Annotated in this window: 16 protein-coding genes; 9 read left to right on the plus strand and 7 right to left on the minus strand. The window is 73.3% G+C overall.

The annotated features are described in order from the left end of the window. Positions 1-61 precede the first annotated feature (61 nt). The 4 genes from ACIQ1J_RS15835 to ACIQ1J_RS15850 form a co-directional block, all read right to left on the minus strand. Positions 62-295: a hypothetical protein gene (locus tag ACIQ1J_RS15835; RefSeq protein ID WP_403557276.1), complete on the minus strand. Its 234-nt coding sequence runs from the start codon at positions 293-295 to the stop codon at positions 62-64. 79 nt (positions 296-374) lie between these two features. After that, positions 375-728: a hypothetical protein gene (locus tag ACIQ1J_RS15840; RefSeq protein WP_403557277.1), complete on the minus strand. Its 354-nt coding sequence runs from the start codon at positions 726-728 to the stop codon at positions 375-377. Between the two features lie 489 nt (positions 729-1,217). Beyond that, positions 1,218-2,804 (minus strand): alkaline phosphatase D family protein, encoded by a 1,587-nt coding sequence (locus ACIQ1J_RS15845; RefSeq protein ID WP_403557278.1) that lies wholly within the window; start codon positions 2,802-2,804, stop codon positions 1,218-1,220. A 152-nt stretch (positions 2,805-2,956) separates the two neighbouring features. Beyond that, entirely contained in the window at positions 2,957-4,438 is a 1,482-nt protein-coding gene (locus ACIQ1J_RS15850) for a PLP-dependent aminotransferase family protein (protein ID WP_403557279.1), read from the minus strand. Between the two features lie 149 nt (positions 4,439-4,587). Between ACIQ1J_RS15850 and ACIQ1J_RS15855 the strand changes: the two genes are divergently transcribed. From ACIQ1J_RS15855 to ACIQ1J_RS15870, 4 genes are all read left to right on the plus strand, one after another. Then, positions 4,588-5,094 (plus strand): hypothetical protein, encoded by a 507-nt coding sequence (locus tag ACIQ1J_RS15855; RefSeq protein ID WP_403557280.1) that lies wholly within the window; start codon positions 4,588-4,590, stop codon positions 5,092-5,094. Beyond that, a complete protein-coding gene (locus ACIQ1J_RS15860) occupies positions 5,078-6,040 on the plus strand; it encodes a bifunctional lysylphosphatidylglycerol flippase/synthetase MprF (protein ID WP_403557281.1) in 963 nt (320 codons plus the stop codon). Before ACIQ1J_RS15855 ends, ACIQ1J_RS15860 begins: the two co-directional genes overlap by 17 nt. 72 nt (positions 6,041-6,112) lie before the next feature. Beyond that, positions 6,113-7,246, plus strand: a complete 1,134-nt coding sequence (locus ACIQ1J_RS15865) for an acyl-CoA dehydrogenase (RefSeq protein WP_403557282.1) — start codon at positions 6,113-6,115, stop codon at positions 7,244-7,246. 55 nt (positions 7,247-7,301) lie between these two features. Further along, the gene (locus tag ACIQ1J_RS15870; RefSeq protein WP_403557283.1) at positions 7,302-8,423 is read left to right on the plus strand and encodes an SDR family oxidoreductase; all 1,122 of its coding nucleotides are present in this window, start codon (positions 7,302-7,304) and stop codon (positions 8,421-8,423) included. Here the strand turns inward: ACIQ1J_RS15870 and ACIQ1J_RS15875 are convergent. Further along, positions 8,374-8,781 (minus strand): hypothetical protein, encoded by a 408-nt coding sequence (locus ACIQ1J_RS15875; RefSeq protein ID WP_403557284.1) that lies wholly within the window; start codon positions 8,779-8,781, stop codon positions 8,374-8,376. The two genes, ACIQ1J_RS15870 and ACIQ1J_RS15875, sit on opposite strands and share 50 nt — an antisense overlap. On the opposite strand from ACIQ1J_RS15875, the gene ACIQ1J_RS15880 reads away from it, so the two are divergent. The 5 genes from ACIQ1J_RS15880 (at position 8,759) to ACIQ1J_RS15900 (ending at position 13,884) form a co-directional block, all read left to right on the plus strand. After that, positions 8,759-10,003, plus strand: coding sequence for an aspartate aminotransferase family protein (locus ACIQ1J_RS15880; protein WP_403557285.1), 1,245 nt, complete (start codon positions 8,759-8,761; stop codon positions 10,001-10,003). The two genes, ACIQ1J_RS15875 and ACIQ1J_RS15880, sit on opposite strands and share 23 nt — an antisense overlap. 94 nt (positions 10,004-10,097) lie before the next feature. Further along, entirely contained in the window at positions 10,098-10,565 is a 468-nt protein-coding gene (locus tag ACIQ1J_RS15885) for an aromatase/cyclase (protein ID WP_210959739.1), read from the plus strand. Beyond that, positions 10,537-11,136, plus strand: a complete 600-nt coding sequence (locus ACIQ1J_RS15890; RefSeq protein ID WP_403557286.1) for a flavin reductase family protein — start codon at positions 10,537-10,539, stop codon at positions 11,134-11,136. The genes ACIQ1J_RS15885 and ACIQ1J_RS15890 overlap by 29 nt, the downstream gene beginning before the upstream one ends. Beyond that, positions 11,133-12,455: an FAD-binding oxidoreductase gene (locus ACIQ1J_RS15895; protein ID WP_210959735.1), complete on the plus strand. Its 1,323-nt coding sequence runs from the start codon at positions 11,133-11,135 to the stop codon at positions 12,453-12,455. The genes ACIQ1J_RS15890 and ACIQ1J_RS15895 overlap by 4 nt, the downstream gene beginning before the upstream one ends. Positions 12,456-12,642: 187 nt before the next feature. Then, the gene (locus ACIQ1J_RS15900) at positions 12,643-13,884 is read left to right on the plus strand and encodes a wax ester/triacylglycerol synthase domain-containing protein (RefSeq protein ID WP_403557287.1); all 1,242 of its coding nucleotides are present in this window, start codon (positions 12,643-12,645) and stop codon (positions 13,882-13,884) included. Positions 13,885-13,942: 58 nt separating this feature from the next. Here the strand turns inward: ACIQ1J_RS15900 and ACIQ1J_RS15905 are convergent, their stop codons facing one another. Together ACIQ1J_RS15905 and ACIQ1J_RS15910 are read right to left on the minus strand one after the other, a co-directional pair. After that, positions 13,943-14,821, minus strand: coding sequence for an SAM-dependent methyltransferase (locus ACIQ1J_RS15905; RefSeq protein WP_403557288.1), 879 nt, complete (start codon positions 14,819-14,821; stop codon positions 13,943-13,945). 43 nt (positions 14,822-14,864) lie between these two features. Beyond that, positions 14,865-16,442, minus strand: coding sequence for an AarF/ABC1/UbiB kinase family protein (locus ACIQ1J_RS15910; RefSeq protein ID WP_210959732.1), 1,578 nt, complete (start codon positions 16,440-16,442; stop codon positions 14,865-14,867). Between the last annotated feature and the right edge of the window lie 69 nt (positions 16,443-16,511).

Here is a 16,511-nt window from a genome sequence, read left to right on the forward strand (position 1 = left end):
GTGACCGATGGGTAAAGAAGGCTTCTGGGACGTTTGCTGGCCTTTTTACCGGAGTCGTGTGTCAGACGGCGGCCGTCACCGCCGCCGCCTCCGTCGGCGCGCCGCGCAGTCGCCGGGCCTGCGTCACCAGCCGGGACGAACCGCGCCGGTCCGCCGCCTCCGGCAGCTGCGGCGGGTCGCCACGGGTCCCCACCCGCTCGGCGCACTCTGCGGCCACGGCGAGGAGTTCGCCGCGCCCGCGGGCCGAGGGGCCCATCGAGCCGGTGGCGGGGCCGGCGAGCAGGACGGGCAGCACCTGGCGGAGGACACCCCAGTGCCGGCGTTCGCCCCCGTGGCCGCCGCGGTCCGCGCCGCGTCGGCGAGCCGCACCGGTTTCACCGCGCCGCCCGCACCAACCGGCCCAGGTCCGCGCCCAGCCGGTCGGTGTCGAGCCGGTCGCGCGCCCCCGGCACCCGCAGGGCGTTGACGACGGCCGGCCCTCCCCGCGCCGGGCCCCGCGTCCCGTACGCCACCCACGGGTGCACGGCCTCTCCCGCCTCGCCGACCGCATCGGTGAGGCGCGGCAGCGCCGCGGTGACGCCCCGGCCGTCGTCCACGGCCACCGTGGACACCTCCCGCAGCAGGCGCGCGGCCACCGGCTCCAGTCGCTCGGGCGGCAGGGCGCGCCAGTGCTGCCGTATCTCGCCGTTCCGGTGATGGCAGTACCAGTGTTCCGGAGTCACACCCACCGGCCGCCCCCACGGCCGGAACCCGGCCGGGCGATCGTCCCGCAGCTCCGGCACCTCACCGGACTCCACCAGGACGCGGGCGTCCGCCGTCCGCAGGGAGGCGGGCGGACCGGTGCCCCCGGCGGTCGGTCACCGTGCGAGCCGTTTCCCCCTCGCGAGCAGTGCAGCGGACGCCTGCTGGGGCAACGTCAGCAAGCCGGCGAGGTACCGCGGTTGGTCCACGGCGCCGGAAGGCGTCGACCCCTCGGAGGTCTCCAGCCCCACGCGCAGTCCGCCCGCCGATGATCCCGGCGCGGAGGGGCGGCGGCAGGTCACGGCCCGCACAGACCGCGTCATGCGAAAAGCCGTGGAGCCGACCACTGACGCTCGGCCTGGCTTGGACAAAAGGGTTCGCAGAGCGCGGAGTCGGCGAATGCGCGGCGGGCGGGGACGTGAGCCGCGCACCGGGGGATGACGCCGGCGCGCGGCACACCGGACAGGCTACGGGAACTACTGGCCGACCCGGCCCGGCTGGAGCACCTTCGTGTACAGCACCGTGCCGTCCTGCTCGCGCAGACGCACCGTCATCTCGGCGCTGTCGCCGTCGATGTCGACCTCGCCGAAGAACTGGTAGCCGTCCGCGGGCGAGACGTTCGAAGCGGTCGGCGCCTTCACGAACACCCTCTCCGGGCCGAAGGTCCCGTCGAGGGCGCCGGCCGGGAACGCACCCGAGTTGAGCGGCCCGGAGACGAACTCCCAGAACGGCTCGAAGTCGGTGAACGCGGCCCGCGAGGGCTGGTAGTGCTGCGCCGAGGTGTGGTGCACGTCGGCCGTCAGCCACACCGTGCCGGTGATCCGCCGGTGCTTGATGTGGCGCAGCAGCTCGGCGATCTGCAGTTCACGCCCCAGAGGCGCGCCGGGGTCGCCCTGCGCCACTCCTTCGATGTTCGCCTCGCCCTCGGTGGCGTCGGGCACGACCAGGCCGATCGGCATGTCGGCGGCGATCACCTTCCACACCGCACGCGACCGCGACAGCTCCCGCTTGAGCCACTCCAACTGCTCGCGGCCCAGGATGCCCTGCGGGTCCACGGTCTGGTCGCCGGGGGAGTTGGGGTCGCGGTACGTCCGCATGTCCAGCACGAACACGTCGAGGAGCGGGCCCTGGCGCAGCACCCGGTGCACGCGCCCCTCCCGCGCGCCGGGGCGCAGGGTGGAGATCGGAAAGTACTCACCGAACGCGCGCCGGGCGCGGGCGGCCAGCACGTCCACGCTCTTCTCGGTGTAGCGGCTGTCCGTGTCCGCGATCACCTGGCCCGGGTACCAGTTGTTGCGCACCTCGTGGTCGTCCCACTGGATGACCGACGGGACCTGGGCGTTGAAGCGCCGCAGGTTCTCGTCGAGCAGGTTGTAGCGGAAGTTGCCGCGGAACTCGGCGAGGGTCTCGGCGACCTTGGACTTCTCCTCGGTGGTGATGTTCCGCCAGGTGCCGCCGTCGGGGAGGGTGGCCGTCTCCGCGATGGGGCCGTCGGCGTAGATGTTGTCGCCGCTGCACAGGAAGAAGTCCGGGTCCAGGGCGCCCATGGCGTCGTAGATGCGGTAGCCGCCCAGGTCGGGGTTGATGCCCCAGCCCTGGCCCGCGAGGTCGCCGGACCACACGAAGCGCGTCCCGTGGCGCCTGCGGACCGGCACCGTGCGGAACGTGCCGGGGACCGGCTCACCGGTGCGGCGCGGGTCGTCCGGGTCGCCGAGGAGCACGCGGTAGTGGATCTGTTCGCCCGGCGGCAGCCCGCGCAGCCTGGTCGTGCCGGTGAAGTCCGTGTCCGCCCCGAGCAGCGGGCCGTGCCATCTGCGCGCGTTGCGGAACGACTCGGTGGCCGACGTCTCGACGATCATGCGGGCCGGCCGGTCGGACCGTACCCACACGAGACCGGAGTGGGAGGTCACGTCTCCCGTCTGCACGCCCCAGCCCGCTCCGGGCCGCCCGGAACGGGCGAACGCCGGCGCCGCCCCGAGGGCGGTGGGCAGGGTCAGGGCCGCCGACGCGGCGAGGGAGCCGCGCAGCACGCTGCGGCGACCGGGCAACGGACGGTGTGACATGAATGCGCCTCCAGGGACGTCCAGGGACGGGATCCGGCCAGTGTTCGGGCCAGTGTGCAGAGCCAGACCTACTGGTGCGGCGCGGCGGCCACGGAAATTCGGGGTGAACAACCGGCCGCTCGCGCGCGTGGAAGCACCTCACCCGCCCCGCGTCACACGGCCCTGCCCATCATCTCCACCCCCGCACGAACGCGTCCCGGTGTCAGGTGCGCGTACCCCAGCACCAGCCGCACCTCCTTCGTCGCCGCGTCGTCGCCACCCGCCCCGTGCTCGTAGTCCGCCAGCGAACGCACGGCGACCCCGGCCTCCGCCACGCGCGCGAGGAAGCGCGCCTCGGGTCCGTACCGCTCGGGGAGGGTGGCGATGGCGTGGAGTCCGGCGGCGATGCCGGACACCCGGGAGCCGGGAAAGTACTCCTCCAGGGCGGCGACCAGGGCGTCGCGCCGCTCACGGTAGGCGCGCTGACAGACGCGCAGCTGGCGGTCGTAGTCGCCGCGCTCCACGAAGCGTGCGAAGAGTGCCTGGTCGAGGGCCGGATGCCCGAGGTCCGTGGTGCGCTTGCGCTCGACGACGTCGTCCGCCAGCCACTCCGGAACCAGCAGCCAGCCCAGCCGCAGTCCCGGGGCGAGCGACTTGCTGACCGAACCCGTGTAGGCGACGCGTTCCGGATCGAGCCCCTGGAGTGCGCCCACGGGGGCACGGTCGTACCGGAAGTCGCCGTCGTAGTCGTCCTCCAGGACGAGGCCGTCCACGGACCGTGCCCATTCCAGCAGTTCGCCGCGCCGCCGCGCGGAGTAGGCGATCCCGGTGGGGAACTGGTGGGCCGGAGTCGTCACGACGGCCCGTACTCCCGAGGCGTGCAGCGGGCCGACGGCGAGTCCCTCGTCGTCCAGCGGCAGCGGCACGGTGTCCACGCCCGCCGACGCGTACAGGGCGTCGTGCTGGGGGCTGCCGGGGACCTCGACGCCGGTGGCGCGCACCCCGCGCGCGTGGAGCACGCTCGCGAGCAGCGCCGTCGCCTGGGCCACCCCGGAGACCACCGTGATCCGTTCCGGGTCGGCCACCACCCCCCGGCGCCGCGCGAGCAGCTCGGCCAGCGCGGTCCGCAGCCGGGGCAGCCCGCGCGGGTCGGGGTAGCCGAGGCTCTCGTGCGGCAGCTCCGTCAGCACGCCCCGCTGCGCGGCGGCCCACGCCGAGCGCGGGAAGAGCGACAGATCCGGTGTCCCCGGCACGAAGTCGACGCGGTCGGCGGGGGAGCGCGGGGCGAGGTCACGCGCGCGCGGACGGGCGGTCCGCACTGCGTCCCCCACCCAGGTCCCCGCCCCCCGCCCGCTGCGCAGATAGCCCTCGGCCGTCAGTTGCTCGTACGCCTCCGTCACCAGCCCCCGCGACACCTTGAGGTCGGCCGCCAGGTCCCGGCTGGACGGGAGGCGGGTGCCCGGCGTGAGCCGGCCCGAGCGGACCGCGTCGCGCAGCGCCGCCTGAAGCGCGCGCCCGCGCGCGCGTGCCGGCGCCGAGGCGGCGGGCAGCAGCAACTCCCAGGCGGCGCCGCTGTCGACGCTGCTGTCGGCGCTGCGATGGGCGTTTCGGTCGGCGGAGCCCGGAGAGCCCCCCTGACCGGTCGACGGCGTCATGAAAGAAGTCCCCCCAGCATCATGTCTTTCAATCACCCCCATTTTACGAGGGGTTGGGCCCGCTGGTGCGTAAACCGGAGTGACAGACCACAGCGAGGGGGCAGGCAGAGGTCGCGCCCCGGAATCGTACGCGCAATCCAGGAGCGCCCGTGGACGCCAAGAACCGTTTCGAGACGAAGACCACCTTCGCTCTCTCCCGACTCGAATGGCTGGGCTTTCTCACCGTATCGCTCGTGCTCGCGTTCCAGCACCTCACGGAAATCCGCTGGGCCGTCTTCGTGCTGCTGTTCGCGGTGATCGACGTCGTCGGATACCTGCCCGGCGCGATCGCATTCCGGCGCAGCCCGGACGGACACGTTCCGCGCGGCTGCTACGTGGCCTACAACACGATGCACAGCCTGGTCACAGCGGGTGTCCTGGCCGGGGCGTGGGCACTGTTCGTCCGGCCGGAATGGGCACTGCTGGCCCTCCCGATCCACCTCATGGGCGACCGGGCCCTCTTCGGGAACTCCCTCAAACCCTTCGGTGTCGCCTTCGAGCCGGAAACCACCCCGGAGTTCCGCAGGTTCGAGCAGCGGTACCACTCGGCGGCGGATTCCGGTGAAAGCGCCGCCGTGCGGACTTCCGTGGAGGACGCCGATGCCGTCCGTGCTTGACACACTCGTCGCGCACAGCGACAACCCCAGTTCCTTTCTCGCCCTCAACAGCGGGAACGCGTACTTCCACGACGGCGGGTTCGACGGCGCCTGCGCCTATCGCACCTCGGGCCGCTACGTACTGCAATTCGGCGGCCCGTTCACCGCGCCGGAACACCGTGCACGCCTGCTGGACACGTTCGCCGCCCACGCCGGCCGCCGTCTGGTCGCCGTGCAACTGCAACGGGCGGACGCCGAGCTGTACGCGGCGCACGGCTTCACGGTCAACCAGCTCGGGGCGTCGTACGCGGTCGACCTGAGCCGTTTCACGCTGCGCGGCTCACGGTTCGTCCGGCTGCGGAACAAGATCTCGCGCGCCCGGCGGGCGGGCCTGGAGGTCGCCGAGGTCATGGCCGGCGACGACTGCGCCGAACTGGACCGGATCGACCAGTGCTGGCTGCGGGACAAGGGCCGGCACGCCAAGGAGCTGCGCTTCCTCGTCGGCCAGCGCAACGGGAGCCTGCAGAGGCACCGCCGTCTGTTCGTCGGCCGGATCGACGGCGAGACGGCCGGCTACATCAACTACTCGCCGGTCTACGGCAGCCGCTCCGGCTGGCTGCACGACCTCAGCCGGCGCCGCCCCGACGCTCCGCCCGGAGTGATGGAGGCGCTCAACGCCACCGTCATGGAACGGCTGACCGCCGACGGAGCGGGCTGGCTGCACTTCGGGTTCACCCCGTTCACCGGGCTCGACCCGGAGCACGAACTACCCGGGGCCAGCCGTGTGTTCACCCGGTTCGCCCGGTTGCTGGCCGAGCGCGGCGACGTGATCTACCCGGCGGCCTCCCAGCTCGAGTACAAGCAGAAGTGGGCCCCGCACGTGGTCCTGCCGGAGTACATCGCCTTCCGCGGCAGGCCCCGCCCCGGCGCGGTCTGGCAGTTGCTGCGCGCCACCAACGCCCTCTGAGCCACCGCGTCCACGGCCGCGCGGGTGCCGCGCCGATTCCGTGTTCATCCCACCCTGGAGGACCGCACGCCCATGAGATTCCTAGAGCGTGAACGCACCACCCTCGCGAAGCTGCTGCCCGAACTGGACGGCGCCCTGCGCGAGGCCCCGCTGATGGAACTGGAGCGGCCGGGCAGCCCGGGCATCCGGCACTTCCGGGACAGCGGCGGTCCAGGACTGCTCGTCCCCGAGTCCCACCAGGGCCGGGGCGCCACCGCGCTCGATGCTTTGCGCGTGCAGCGGGCCATCGGCAGCCGCTCGCCGTCCCTGGCCGTGGCCACCACCATGCACCACTTCTCCATGGCCACCCTTGTCGGGCTCGGCGGCCTCGGCGACGGCTTGGAGTGGATGCTGATCGAGGGCGTGGCCTCGTCCAACCGCGTGATCGCCTCCGGCTTCGCCGAGGGCCGCAGCGGCGCGGGCATCCTCGACCCGTCGATGACCGCCACGGTGACCGCGGACGGCGTCCGGATCAACGGCGTCAAACGGCCGTGCAGCCTGGCCCACTCCATGGACGTGCTCACCGCCAGCGTGATGATCCCGCGCGAGGACGGGCAGGGCGACGAACTCGCCGTAGCCGTCGTGCCCGCGGAGAGCGAGGGTATGAGCGTCAGCGGCTTCTGGTCCAGCGCCTTCCTCGCCGGGGCCGAGAGCGAACAGGTCACGCTCACCGACGTCCTCGTGCCGCCGGAACTCCTGCTGCGCACCGGGACGACCTCCGGTGAACAGCTCGACGAACTCCAGACGGCCGGTCTGATCTGGTTCCAGACGCTGATGACGGGCAGCTACCTCGGCGCCGCGAGCGCGCTGGTGGAACGGGTGCTGCTGAACGACCGCATCCCCGAGCACGAGCGCGTACGCCTCTTCGTCGAGACCGAGGCCGCCATGGCCACCGCCGAGGGCGTCGCCCGGCGCATCGACGCCGGTGACCTCGACGAGTCGGCGCTCGCACAGGCGCTGTACGTGCGCTACGGCGTCCAGGACGCCATCGCCCGAGTCGTCCCGCGCGCGGTCGAACTCCTCGGCGGCCTCAACTTCATGACGTCCGACGAGGTGGGCCACCTGGCCGCCTGCGCCAACGGACTCTCCCTGCACCCGCCGTCGCGCTCCCGGATGACCGCCCCGTTCTCCGCGTACCTGGCGGACCGGCCACTCGCCATCGCCTGACCGCGCCCCCCACCGTCCATCGGTGGGCCGAGACCCGTTGGGAGAACACCCCCCCATGCCGTCAGACAACCAGCGTCTCGCCCTGCTGCCCGTCGGCCGTACGGGACGGCGCGACCGCCCCTCCCTGCTGCTCACCGGCGGTTCCGGAGTGCTCGGACGTGCCCTGATCGATGAGCTGTCACCCGACTTCGACCTGCTGTGCCTGCGCCGCAACACACCGTTGCGCGATCCGCGGGTGCGCGAGCTCCGGGGCGACCTGGTCGCTCCCCGGCTCGGCCTGAGCCCACTGGCCTGGCACGAACTGGCCCTCGAGGTGGACGTGGTGCTGCACTGCGCCGCCGAGACCAACTGGCGTACCCCGCCACAGGACATCACGCGCACCAACCTGCGCGGTGCCGACAGCATGCTCGACCTGGCGGCCCGGGCCGACGCCCCGCTGTACCTGGTGAGTACCGCGTTCGTGGCCAACACCCTCACCGAGGAGGACCGCCGGCGCTTCCCCGGTGCAGCCGCTTACCTCGACTCCAAGGCCAGGGCCGAACAGATGACACGCGAGGCGGGCGTGCCCGGCGTCATCGTCCGGCCCTCGGTCGTCATGGGTGACTCCGTCAGCGGGCGGATCGCAGGTCAGCAGGGGCTGACCAAGACGATCGGCTCGATGGTCCTGGGGCAGGCCCCGGTGCTGCCCGGAGCCCCCGAGGCCCGGATCGACATGGTGCCCCAGGACTACGTCTCGCGGGCCATCGGCGACCTGGTCCGGGGCGGTGTGGCCGACGGCGAGTACTGGCTGACGGCCGGCAAGGAGGCCATCGACCTGCGGGAGTTCGCCGACGTCTGCGCGGGTGTCGCCGTACGCCACGGCCTGCCCCGGCCCCAGCGGCCCCGGCTCATCCCCGTCGATGCCGTGCACCGGCTGCTCCTGCCCATGCTGGAGGGCACCTCGCTGCCCGCGTCCCTGAGACGGCGGCTGGAGTACTACGCGGAACTGCTGCTGGTGTTCCAGCGGGAGTTGCCGTTCGACACCTCCCTCGGCGAACCCCACTGCGGCACCCGTCTGACCCGGACCGACATCCGGGCCGCGCTCGTACGCAACGCGGAGAGCTGGGCCGGGGACAGAGCCGGCCTGCTCAGCCGGAACCGATCCGCCGCGACCGCCCCCACGGAGGTGGCGTCATGACCGTGTCACCCCCGTCCGCCGGTACCACCGGGCCGTCCTCCGGGTCCCCCGCCTCGACCTCCGGGTCCTCCGGGGCTGCCGGGCCGCGCTCCGGGACCGCCACGGCGCTCCCCGGGACCACCGCCCCGTCCTCCGGCTCCGGGGCTACCGGGTCCGCGTCCGGGGCTGCCGGGCTGCGCTCCGGGACCGCCACGGCGCTCCCCGGGACCACCGCCCCGTCCTCCGGCTCCGGGGCTACCGGGTCCGCGTCCGGGGCAGCCGGGCCGCGCTCCGGGACCGCCACGGCGTCCTCCGCCCCGTCCTCCGAGCCCTCCGCCCCGCGCGCCGGAACCGCCGTGCCGACCGACCGGCCCGACATCGTGGACCTCTATCTGAAGCACATCGGCTCCGGCCGTGCCGTGATGGGCCGTGTCATGGGCGGCATGGCCGAGGTCCGCTCCGAGGGGGTCTGGATCCACGCCGACGACGGCCGCCGCTTCCTGGACTTCGGCGGCTACGGCGTCTTCATCATGGGCCACCGCCACCCGGCCGTCGTCGAAGCGGTGCACCGCCAGATCGACACCCACCCGCTGGCCAGCCGCGTCTTCCTCGAACCCGTCGCCGCCCTGGCCGCCCAGGCCCTGGCCGCCCACACCCCGCCCGGCCTCGACTACGTCCACTTCGTCAACTCCGGCGCCGAGGCCACCGAGGCGGCCCTGAAACTGGCCCGCGCCCACGGACTCACCTCGGTGATCACCACCCGCAGCGGCTTCCACGGCAAGACCCTCGGCGCGCTGAGCGTCACCGCCAACGCCACGTACCAGACGCCCTTCCAGCCCCTGCTCCCGGACGTCACCCAGGTGGCCTACGACGATCCGGCCGACCTCGAACAGGCGCTGGCCGCCCGCCGCGACCGGGCCTGCGTCATCGTCGAACCCGTCCAGGGCGAGGGCGGCGTACGCATCCCCCGCCACGGCTACCTCAGTCAGGCGCAGGCGCTGTGCCGGGAGTACGGCGCCCTGCTGGTCGTCGACGAGATCCAGACCGGCATGGGACGGCTGGGCACCTGGTGGGGCGTCGACGCCGAGGGCGTGCGTCCGGACGTGCTGCTCGTCGGCAAGGGACTCAGCGGCGGTGTCGTACCGGTCGCCGCGATGGTCGCCACCGCGGAGGCCTACGCCCCCTTCAGCCGCGACCCCTACCTGCACACCTCCACCTTCGGCGCCTCGCCGATCGCCTGCGCCGCCGCCCTCGCCACCGTACGGGCGATGGAGGAGGAGGACACCGTGGCCCGGGCCGCCGCGCTCGGCCCGCGCATCCTCACCGCCGTACGGGACGTGTGCGCGCCGTACGAGGGCGGACTGGTCCGCGAAGTGCGCGGCCGGGGTCTGCTGATCGGTATCGAGTTCGCCGAAGAACAGGCGGTCGGCGAACTCCTGCTGGAACTGATCTCCCGCGGCGTGCTCGTCAACAACTCCCTCAACTCCACCCGGGTGCTGCGGCTCACCCCGCCGGCCGTGGTCGAGGACGCCGCCCTCGACCTGTTCCTCACCACCCTCGGCGCGGCCCTGCGCAGCACGGCCGACCGCATGACCGGCTGACACCGGCTCCAGGCGCCTGCTCCTGACGCCGGCGCCTGCCACCAGCTCCGGACACCGGCGTCCGGAAACCCTCCGGGAAGGAACCGAACGACCCATGCGCCACGTGGTACTGCACGCCCTCGCCGACGGACTGGCACCCGCCGACGTCTACAGCCGCATCAGCGACTTCCGCCGCTTTCCCGAGTACAGCGACACCTTCCGCGAGGTGCACGTCGAGCCTCCGCTGGCCGACGGCTCCACGGTCTCGAACTGGACCGTTGAGTTCCGGGGTGGCCTGATGCGGTGGCGGGAACGCGACACCTACTCGCCCGAGACGCACTCCCTCGCCTTCGAACAGCTCAGCGGCGACTTCCAGACCTTCGAGGGGAGCTGGCGCTGCGAACCGAGGGACGGCGGCACGCTCGTCGTCTTCAGCGCGGCCTTCGACCTCGGCATCCCTTCCATGGCCGAGATCCTCGACCCGGTGGCCGAGTCGACCTTGCGTACCAACATCGCCCGCGTGCTGCGGGGCCTGGCGAACGCGGAGGTGATCGATGAGCGCGCGGCTGCGGATCGTGACTGACCGGGCGGCCGTCGCTGGCGCCCCGCCGCCGGCCGCCGATCCGCCGCACGAGGAACCGCTGCACGAGGAACCGGGGCCGGGCGCCGCGCGCTGCCTCGGCCTGTACGCCAAGCTGGCCGCAGGGGTGACCGTGGTGACCGCCCGCGGCGCGGACGGCCCGCTCGGTATGACCGTGTCCGCCGTCACCTCGCTCTCCGCCCGCCCGCCGCTGCTGCTGGCCTGTCTGCGCGACGGCTCCCGCACCCTCGCCGCCGTTCGCGGCCGGCGGGCCTTCGCCGTGCACCTGCTGCGCGAGGAACAGCAGGAGCTCGCGGGCCGGTTCGCGTCCCCCATGACGACCGCGGCGGAGCGGTTCGCCGGGACCGACACCCGGCAGGTGCTGGGCGTCCCCGTGCTGGCCGGCGCGCTCGCCTGGTCGGTGTGCCTGACCGAGGACGTACGCCGCTACGGCGACCACCACCTCGTCGTCGGCCGGGTCGCCGCCGTGCACGTGGGCGGCGGACGCCCGCTGCTGTGGCACGACCGCCGGTTCGGTGCGCTGACCGAGCCGGTGCCGGACGCCGCCGGATGACCAGGCCGCCGGCCGGAACGCCGTACTGGGACCCCGCGGAACTGCCGACGCAGCCCCAGCTGCACGGCGTGGTCACCGCGGACGTGGCCGTCGTCGGGGCCGGGCTGGCCGGGCTGTCCTGCGCCTACCACCTGGCGGAACGCGCCCCGGGGCTCGACATCGCGGTGGTGGACGCCGAACACCCGGCCGCCGGCGCCAGCGGCCGGGGCACCGGTCTGCTGGGTCCCCGGGCCGGCCCCGCGGTCGACCGCGCGGTGCGCCGCTTCGGCCCGCAGACGGCGCGCAGGATGCACCGGGCCAGTGAGCGGGCGGTGCGGGACGTCCTCGACCTGTGCGCCCGGCTCGACGTGCCCTGCGGGCTGCGGCCCGGCGAGCAGCTGGTGGCCACGCGGTCGTCCGCGGGCCTGGTGGCACTCGCCCGCCAGGCCCGCGCCTGCCGCGAACTCGGTCTGGACGTCCCCGTCCTCACCCCGGCCGGCATCCTCGACCGGGTCGGCGTGCCCTACCGGGCGGCACTCCTGCACCGCCCCGCCGCGACCCTCGACCCGGCCGCCCTGACCTGCGCCCTCGCCCGTGCCTGCGCCGACAAGGGCGTGCGATTCTACGGCCGCAGCCCGCTGCTGGCCCTCCGCCCCGGCGATCTGGTCGGCCCCGAGCTGGTCCTCCCGCACGGCAGGCTCTACGCCGGTCAGGCGGTGCTGGCCGTCAACTCAGCCGCGCAGGCACTGGACCTGCCGGTGGGCACCGTCCTGCCGCTCGAGGTGTACGCCGTCGCCACCGAACCGCTGAGCGCCCCGGCCTACGAGGCCCTGGGCGGGCGCGCCGGGCACTCCGTCGTCGACGCCGTCCCGCTGGCGCCGTACTTCCGGCTGCTCCCGGACCAGGGCCTGGTGGCGGGCGGCGGTACCGCCACGGTCCCGGCGGGTCTCGGCGCTCCCCGTCTCCAGGCCGTCAGGGAGCGTGCCTGGGCCCGGCTGGAGAGGTGGCTGCGGTCCCTGCATCCGGACCTCGCCCGGGTACGGGTCACCCACCGCTGGTCCGGCCGCATCGGCATGACGGGCGACGACCTGCCGGTGGTGGGACCGGTGCCGGGCTTCGACGGCGTCTGGTACATCGGCGGCTGCTGCGGGCACGGACTCGCCCTGTCCGTGGCGCACGGCGCACACGTGGCCGCGGCCCTGCTGGGTGAGCCGGAACCCGGCGAACCGCTCCCGTGGCACCGTTCCCGGGCCCCGCGCCTGCCCGCACGCGGACCCGTTCGGCCGTTGCTGCGGGCGTACGTGGACGCAACGGGGCGAATCGCGCGGCATACGTGCTGACGGCGGGCGCGGCCCGTATCCGTACCCCAGCTCCGCAGACCGCGGACTCCGGCTCCGCAGGCCCCGTGTCCGCTGACCGCTAGCCATGGACCGCACCGCTAGACATGGACCGCACCGCTAGCCATGAGCCGCAGACCCCGGCCTCGCAGCCCCACAGATCCTCAGAACCCGACCAGGAGGTTCCACGATGCGTCCCGACTTCGGTACGGACGGCCGCCTGCCGCCGTCCCTGTCCATGGGTACCGCAGATGTCGCCTTCCACCTGGCGACGGGCGGCAGTCCCCTGCCCCTCGCGTTCACGTTCGGGTTCGAAGGCCGTGCCCCCACCCTGGACTCCGTACGCGCGCGGGTCGCCGAACGCGTCCACCGTGTCCCGACGTCGCGCTACCGCATCGCACGGGACCACAGGAAATTCCGGCGAGTGGACCGGATCGCGGTGGACCGGCATGTGCACGAGGCGTGGCTGCCCGAGGACACCGACGGGTCGGCGACCAGCCGCCTGATGCTGTCCCGGCCGATGAGCACGGACGACCGGCCGCCCTGGGAGGTGTGGCTGGTCCACGGCCCGGCGGACCGCCACACCCTGGTCTACCGAACCGACCACACCTTCCAGGACGGCATGGGCGCCGCCTACACCGCCCGCGCTCTCCTCGGAGACCACCCCGAGGGCGGACCGGCCCCACAGCGTCCCGCCCGGCCCACCGCACACGGCCTCGCGGACGCCCTGGGCGAGGTCGTGGCCGCCTTCCGAGCGCCCACCCCGAAACCCGCGTTCGACGGAGAATCCACGGGCCGCGTCGACGTCTGCCACGCCGACACCCCGCTGGCCCGGCTGCGCGCCATCGCCCGCGCCCACGGCGGCACGGTCACGGACGTCTATCTCGCGGCCCTGTCCCACGCCGTCCGCACCTGGTACCTGAAGGACACCGGCTCGGCCCATCCGGCGCTGCCCGTGTCGATCCCGATGTCGGTCCGGGCCCCGGGGGAGGAGTACGCCCCGGGCAACCGCATGGTCACCGCCCGGCTCCTGCTGCCCTGCGACGAGGAGTCACCCCAGCGGGCCCTGGCCCGGGTCGTCGCCCGCACGGGCCGGCTGCGGGAGAGCCGGCGGCGCGACGCCATGCGCCTGCTGCTGTCCGCCGCCCCGCGGACGCTCGGCGCCACCGTCGGTACCCGCCTGGTCCGCGGGGCGTTCGTGGCCGGCCCGGTGAGCAGCGTGAACTTCGGCACGGCCCTGGTCCACCAGGGGGTCGCGGCCCGTCGCGCGGCCGTCTTCGCCGGCGTCGCGTCAGGCATCCGGTGTGTGACGACGCTGACGAGCCAGCACGACACCGCGTGCCTGACCGTCGTTCACGACGAGGCCCTGGCGACCGCGGACGAACTCCCCGACCTGTGGCTCGCGGCGCTGCTGGAGCTGGAGCGGCCGTAGCCACGGCACCACGCGCAGGCCCCGGACACACCGTCCGGGGCCTGCGCGTGGTGCCGTGTCAGGGAGCGCCGCGCAGCGTTCCGGTGGTGAGGAAGACGCACTCCGCGGCGACCGTGCCGACCAGCGGCAGATACGGGGAGAGGCGCTCGACCGCGTACGGCAGCGCGTACAGGTCGGCGGCCGCCGCGTCCCAGCCGTGCTCCGCCCACCAGCGTTCCGGCTCGGCGATCTGCCAGTTCCAGGCCAGTCCGATCGTCGACAGGGCGTCCATGAAGGGCGCGACGAACGGGGAGGGCGTGGTCGCGGAGTTCACGCACTCGGCGCCGAACATGCTGCCGGGCGCGGAGAGTTTGGTCATCGCGGCGACGACGGCCTCCACCTCCGGGGGCCGAAGGAAGTACATGGGTGCCTCCCAGAGCCATGCGGTGGGCCTGCCGGGATCGAATCCCGCCGCCCCGAGTTCCTCCCGCCAGGATGCTGTGCCGTCGGCTTCGACGACGGTGCGGCGTCCGCAGGAGAGCCGGCTCCAGTCCAGTACGTACTCCTTGAAGGCCTGTACGGCCGCGTCCTCCACCTCGAAGACGTGCACCCCGGTCGGCCAGTCGAGCCGGAAGGCACGGGTGTCCAGTCCGGCGCCGAGCAGCACCACCTGGCGGCAGCCCGAACGGGCCGCGGCGAGGAGGTAGTCGTCGAAGAAGCGGGTGCGTACCACCTGATAGTCGGGCAGCAGGCGCTGCATCGGTCCGTCGCCGGGCGGGCCCCCGTCGAACCCGGCCGCGTGGAGGAAGTCGGCGGCCCACGGGTCGCGGACGAGCGGCGCGGGCCGGAGGCACTCCGCCGCGTGGGCGGCGGCCGTCCAGAGCGCCGCCCGCGAAATGCCGTGCGGGGTTGCGGCGGCCGGCGCGAACGGTGACTGCTGACGTGCGGATTCCGGCATGGGATCTCCTTGGGGTGGGGCGGGGTGGCTGTGCGGGCCCGGATCATCCGGAGCGGCGACGGCCCAGCAGGAAGGCCGCGGCACCCAGCGCGAGCAGGCTTCCGGAGGGGCGGGTGGGCCGCTGGCCGCCCATCGCGGCGGGAGTGCGCGGCTCGTGGATGTTCAGTGCGAACTGACGGTTGGCCACGTCGGAGAGGACGCCCCGGACCTGTTCCGGACTGGTGACGGCGGCCAGCAGAAGCTCCATGGAGTTCCGGGCGAACTGGTTGCGGCCGAGGAACTCGCGGCCCAGTGCGAAAAGGATCTTCGGCACCTCCGCCTGGAACACCTCGGGCAGCGTGATCTCGGGAGCCAGGCACCGCACCGAACCGTCGAGGTTCGCGAAGGACTTGCCCAGCAGTGAGACGGCCGGCGGCGAACCGATCCCGCGCTTGGTCGCCTTGGCCAGCACAGTGGTGAGCGCGACGCCGAAGTTCATGTCCTCCAGTGAGAGATGGGAGACCGTGGGCACGAACGCGGCCATGTCGGCGGCGAACGCGGGCATGTTGGCCCACGGCGTCACCCGGCCCATCTCCGCCCAGTGCTGCGCCAGCCCGGCTCCGTCGTTCTGCGCCAAGGTCATGAACAGCGGCAGCAGCTGAAGACTGGTCCTGCGGTCCAGGCGGCCGACCATGCCCCAGTCGATCAGCGTCGCGGGTCCGCCGGGAGTGGCGAAGACGTTGCCGGCGTGCGGGTCGGCGTGGAAGAAGCGATGGACGAAGTACCCGTGGTACATGAACCGCAGCAGGTCCTTGCCGATCTCCACGCGCTCGTCGTCCGTGAAGTGGGCGCGGTCGACGTGCCGCACCGACTTCCCGTCGGCCAGCGACTGGACGAGGACCCGGGGGCTGGCGTGCAGTACCCGGGGCACCTCCAGCGAACGGAACGACCGGACCTGCCCGCGGGCCTCGTCCATGTTGCGGGCCTCGCCGGTGAAGTCCAGCTCCGGCTCCATGGCGTCGAAGACCGAGCCGAGCATCGCCTCCATGTCGATGACCTCGTTGAACCGGGGAGCGACGCGGGCCACGATCTTCGACGCCCGGCGCATCAGGGCCATGTCCGCGAGTACGCCCTCGCGGATGCCGGGTCGCTGGATCTTCACCACGGCCGCGCGCCCGCCGGGCAGCGTCACGCGGTAGACCTGGGCGAGGGACGCCGCCCCCAGCGGGGCGACGGTCTCGATGTCGTCGAAGCGCAGCTTCCAGTTCGGCCCGAGGTCCCGGGCCAGTACCGGCTCGAACTCCGAGAACGGCTGGACGTCGACCTCGTCGTGCAGGTTCTGCAGTTCGTCCCGGATGGACTGGGGGACCATGTCGGGCCGGGTGGAGAGGATTTGGCCGAGTTTCACATAGAAGGGGCCGAGGCTCTCCAGGGCATGCCGTACCGCCTTGGCGCGGCGCTGCTCCGCCCCGGCGGTGGCCTCGGCCGCGGACCCGGCGGAGCCGACGGGGCCCTCCGCCGGGGACCGCGTGTCCCGCTTCGTACGCCTCCGCAGCCGGGTCGCCTGTCCCACCTCGTCGGCCACGAGGCTGCCCAGGACCCTGACCACGAGACGCAGCCGATCGCCGACGACAGACGTCATCGTGTGTGATCCTCCTCAGATCGGGACCCGGGTACGGAACGGCGGTCGGGGTGCACCACGGAGACGGCC

Source organism: Streptomyces sp. NPDC097107 (genome assembly GCF_044762405.1).
Classification (GTDB): Bacteria; Actinomycetota; Actinomycetes; order Streptomycetales; family Streptomycetaceae; genus Streptomyces; species Streptomyces thinghirensis.